5 protein-coding genes and 1 tRNA gene are annotated in these 4,745 nt (G+C 56.9%); all 6 read right to left on the bottom strand.

Annotated features, from left to right (window positions below):
* A partial coding sequence (locus VWZ85_RS20425) for a GDP-mannose 4,6-dehydratase (RefSeq protein ID WP_416595521.1) occupies positions 1-417 on the bottom strand: 417 nt, incomplete at its 3' end.
* Positions 418-458: 41 nt separating this feature from the next.
* Entirely contained in the window at positions 459-1,655 is a 1,197-nt protein-coding gene (locus VWZ85_RS20420; protein ID WP_416555184.1) for a DegT/DnrJ/EryC1/StrS family aminotransferase, read from the bottom strand.
* Complete coding sequence (locus tag VWZ85_RS20415; RefSeq protein WP_340547862.1) at positions 1,652-2,428, bottom strand: glycosyltransferase family 2 protein; 777 nt, start codon at positions 2,426-2,428, stop codon at positions 1,652-1,654. The genes VWZ85_RS20420 and VWZ85_RS20415 overlap by 4 nt, the downstream gene beginning before the upstream one ends.
* The gene (locus tag VWZ85_RS20410; RefSeq protein ID WP_416543447.1) at positions 2,421-3,218 is read right to left on the bottom strand and encodes an NAD-dependent epimerase/dehydratase family protein; all 798 of its coding nucleotides are present in this window, start codon (positions 3,216-3,218) and stop codon (positions 2,421-2,423) included. The genes VWZ85_RS20415 and VWZ85_RS20410 overlap by 8 nt, the downstream gene beginning before the upstream one ends.
* A 2-nt stretch (positions 3,219-3,220) precedes the next feature.
* Positions 3,221-4,288: a glycosyltransferase family 2 protein gene (locus VWZ85_RS20405; protein WP_416589501.1), complete on the bottom strand. Its 1,068-nt coding sequence runs from the start codon at positions 4,286-4,288 to the stop codon at positions 3,221-3,223.
* Positions 4,289-4,623: 335 nt separating this feature from the next.
* Positions 4,624-4,700, bottom strand: a tRNA-Met gene (locus VWZ85_RS20400).
* Positions 4,701-4,745 lie beyond the last annotated feature (45 nt).

Genomic DNA, 4,745 nt, shown 5'->3' with positions numbered 1-4,745 from the left:
GTATAATTCCGAAGTCGAGGCCTGATAAAACCGGGTCTTTTTCTCCAGCCCCAGGAAACGGATCGCTTCCAGCAGGCGCAGGGTGCCGATGCCGTCGACATCTGCGGTATATTCCGGCGCCTCGAAACTGACGGCGACATGAGACTGCGCGCCGAGGTTATAGACCTCATCCGGTTCGATCTCGCTCAGCAGCCGCGTCAGGTTGGAGGTATCGGTGAGATCGCCGTAATGCAGCTTGAAGCGGGCATGATCCACATGCGGATCCTGATAGATGTGATCCACCCGGCTGGTGTTGAACGACGACGCCCGCCGCTTCAGCCCATGCACCTCATAGCCCTTCTCCAGAAGAAACTCCGCAAGGTAGGACCCATCCTGACCCGTCACACCGGTGATGAGGGCTTTTTTAACACTTGGCATTTTGCTGTCCGTTGTTTCTGGAAATCGCCATCAGCCGCAGTTCAGGCTGCGCGATCGTGAATGCTCTTGGGGCGCGCAACCGCCTTGAACGCGTCGGTGACGCAGGTCACATCCGCCGTCGACAAATTATGGTGGTTGGGCAGGTAAATCCCATAGTCGTGAATCAGATCTGCGTTTGGCAGCACCTGATGCCCGTAATGCCGGATCCAGAACGGATGGCGCGCGATATTTCCGCAGATGAGCGGTCGACACTCGATATCCTGGTCCCTGAGGTGCTCGAATACCTCCATCCTGTTCTCCACCAAGGTGCCATAGGCGAAGGAGGATAACAGCTCAGTCTCGCTGTCCTGACGATAAAAACCCCGCAACTGCGCGGCGTAGATGTCAAAATTGCGTTCGCGAACCCGGCAGATATCATCGAGTTTCAGAATTTGCTGACGCCCGATGAAGGCCTGCAGATCCGTCGAGCGCAGGTTAAACCCGGCGTAGTAGAAGGTGTAAAGGTTGCGGAAATCGTCGATATTGTGGTCTTGCTGCAGCTGATCGCGCAATGTCGGGTTGAGATCCCGGCTCCAGCCATGAGACCGCAGCGACAGCATGACCTGATGGAGCTCACTGTCATCGGTGACAACCATCCCCCCTTCGATCGTCGAGATATGATGCCCGTAATAGAATGAGAAACTGCCCGCAGTCCCATGACAGCCGAGTTTTCGCCCGTCGCTGACCGATCCCAGGGCTTCGCAGCTGTCCTCCAGCAAGAGGACATCATACCGTTCGCAGATGTCCCGGATCGCCGCCATATGGTTGGCGTGACCAAGCACATGCACAAGGATCAGCAGGGCCGGAGCCTCCTCCTTGCAGAGCCGTTCGAGATGATCCAGATCCAGCCCGAGATTGGTCGGATCGCAGTCGCAAAGCCGCACATCAAAACCGAACTGGATAAGTGGGGACACCGTGGTCACCCAGCTGACGGCAGGCGCGATCACCTTGTTGTTCCGCAACCGTCCGGCTTCGCGCGCGGCATATATCATCAGCAGGTTTGCAGACGAGCCCGAGTTCACAAATACCGCATGTTTGCAGCCCATCCATGCCGCGAACTCGGCTTCGAAGGCGGTTGTTTCTTCCGCCTTTGTCAGGCGATTCCCCGCCATCATCCAATCGGCGGTCTGCTGGAGTTCCCGCCGCGAGATGGTGTCCTGGGCCAGGGTGATCGGCCGCGGTGGCTGAAAATTCTTCATGCTTGCGCCCCTCTTACAGCCTGCATCGCCTTTAACTCGACGTAGTAATGTCGCACCTCGTTGTAAGCGGCGGTGATGTTGGCGGCCTTCTTCTGATCTTTCAGCGCGTCGATGGTGATCGAGCCATCATGAGCCCGGAAACTGGCAAGAGGTTCCTTCACAAAGCCAACCTTCGGATATCGCAGCATCGATAGCAGCGAGGCGAAGATATCTGGCCCAACCCCGTGGTATTCGCTGTTTTGCAGCGGCAACCGCCCCTGGTAGAGCGCATCGATCAATACCTGGCGCCGAAACAGAGCCGCGCCGGGGGAGATCAGGGATCCGACGATGTTTTCTTCCGCCAGGCGGTTCTCAAAAATACCCGTATCCGGCAGCCATCCCAAGAACTGCGTCATCATCTGCTTGCCGGTTTTATTGTCGACAACCTCAGCCCCGGTGAAGGCAAAGCCGACATCATCGCTGATGACAGCCAGGCATTTTTCAATGAAGGTCGGAGCAATCCAGTCATCGTCATACTGCAGGTGAACAAATTCGCCAGATGCATGCAGGACGCCCTCAAGCCAGCAAAAATGCGGGCCGAAGTCCTTTTCCCGCCGGACGTAGATGATCTTATCACCATATTCCGCGGCAACCTGCGGCGTATGATCGGTCGACCCGTGATCTACGACGATCACTTCGCAGGCGACCGTCTGATCAAGCGCACTGTCGATTGCCTTGGGCAGCATATCCGCACGGTTAAATGTGGGAACTACAATGGAAACTCTCTTAGTCATGGCGTTCTCCAAGGATCGCACGCAGGCGCGTGACATCGGCCTCTAGCGTGTCGTTCTGGCCCAGGGGCCGTATGTTCAAAGGGAAAGGAGCAAGGGATTGGGCAAAATCTGCAACCGTCATCGCACACCCGGAGCCGACGTTGACCGGCCCCTCGGCATCCGAAAGAGCGAGTTCGACAATAAGGCGGGCCGCCTGTGCGGCGGGCAGAAAATCCCGCCGACTGTCGGCACCGTAGAGGTCAAACGGCGCCTCCGGCACGGCGGTCTTCAACCGAGTGACAAGCGTCGGGCGCAGATAGCTTCCAGATTGTTCAGGGTCGTGGATCGAAAACAATCTGGCGATGCAGAGCGAGCGACCCGTCGCGGCGCAAATCTGTTGCGCAGCCAGCTCTGCCATCCGCTTGGTCTGACCATAAAGTGAAACCGGTTCGATGGTATCGGTTTCGAAAATTGGCGTCTCTTTGCTCGCATAGACATGGCTGGAGGAACACAGAAGCATCCGGGCATGAGTATTGCCAAGCGCAGCCAGAAGGTTGATCGTGCCGCCTGCGTTTACAGCAAAGGCGCCGCCGGGATCGCCCTGCACCGCCTTGACCGGCACCATGGCAGCAAGGTGGATGACCAGATCAAGCGGGCCCGCCGTGTTGATAACCTGGGCAATCTCATCGGGTTTTGTCAGATCTGCGGTGTTTCGGATCACAACCGCATCAGGCGCAAGCTCTGCCAGAGCAGCCATGGCGTGGCGGCCAACGATACCGCCGCTGCCGGTTATGAAGATACGTTGCGACATGGTCACTGCATCGAGATGCTTTGGGCCGCGCCATGCGCTCTCAACCCCATTGAACGAAATTTCGCGGCCAGCTCCGCACTGGCTCGTTCGATTTTATTCAGCGCGACAGGGTCCGGTACACCAGCCGCGGGAGCAAGGCCGGGCCATTTGGAAAAATCTCCCGAGGTGATGAAATCGGCAAAGGAAGCGCGACTGATCCCGTGATCACGCAGGTACTCATTGTCCTGGTGCGGGCGGAATTCGGCCTGCGATGTCTCGTCAGAATAGTACCGGCCGACCACCATCGGGATCCGCGTGAACTTGCGATTGTGCTTGGCGAGGATCTCCCAGAAGATGGCATCGCCCATCGATTTGATCGGTGTTTGGTTGCCGAAGTAGCTTGGGTACCACGGGCCGACCTGCTCCAGGCTCCACAGTGTGGCAGGTCCATATGTTCCCCGCTCAGCCGTTCCGCTGCCAAGCCGCAGATTTGATTGTTTCTTCGGCGGCCAATCGGCAGCGAAGCAGGTATCCCAGAGGTCTTCGACAGCAAACTTTTGGTCGAGGTGACTTTCATCAAAGCTGACGAGCCATTCACCACCAACCAATGCGGATTTGGTCGCAATCGCTGCGGCGACCATCGCCTGAACGGCATTGGTGGCCAGGCGATCATCCATATTAAGGTTCATGATATATTTGGTACGTGCCAGTGCAGTTGCTGCGGACCAGGCCTCGTAGATTGTGAGCGGCTCGTCAAAACTGTGCCAGGGCGCATCCAGCCACTCGGGGGCAACATCACCATTGTCAAAGATGTAGCAAGGCTCAACCGGGATCGACTGTGCCTTCAGATTCTCCCAATGAGACCGCAATAACTCGTGCTTGTTCGGCTGCTTATGCCAGACGGCGCAGAAAACCGTCACCAGAGGACGATCGCCTGTATCTGGATCAGGAGCATTGAAAGAGCGAAACTGCATGTGACCGGTTCTCCAGCAAAGCACGCGCAACGAACTGCGCTCACGATCCCGAAGATACGCCCATAAGAAATAAATTTGAGTTAAGTCGCGTCCGTTTCTAAAAGTCCCCAGCGACAATAGCCTGAATCCTAGTGGAAGAGCAGGACCGCGACGCGGCCTCCGGTGCAAAAGATCGCAAATGCTAAGGACCTGTTAGGGCTGAACGAGCGCTTGCAGTATCAAGGTCGCCCTCTCTTCGGACCGCGCCCGCCGTTGCGGTCAAGCGGGCTGGCGGCGGGGTTTTCCGCGCTGATGTGTACCGCTTTGGTTTGGCGCGCTTCGTTTCATGATTGGTATGATAGCTTTAGGCGCTGGGGCGCTATTTTACTTCGGTATTGCATCCAGTGCCTGTGCCTGAACGCAGAAAGCCCCGCCGGAGCGAGGTTTAATGTGCTGATATTCCATTGAGGTGTTGGTTGCGGGAGTAGGATTTGAACCTACGACCTTCAGGTTATGAGCCTGACGAGCTACCGGGCTGCTCCATCCCGCGACATTTTTATTTATGCTCTGGCGCGTTGCGCGAGTTGAGCCATTA

Source organism: Phaeobacter sp. JH20_29 (assembly GCF_048056175.1).
Taxonomy (GTDB): Bacteria; Pseudomonadota; Alphaproteobacteria; order Rhodobacterales; family Rhodobacteraceae; genus Phaeobacter; species Phaeobacter bryozoorum.
The sequence above is the reverse complement of the archived record's forward strand: the minus strand, read 5'-3'. Positions and strand labels throughout refer to the sequence as shown.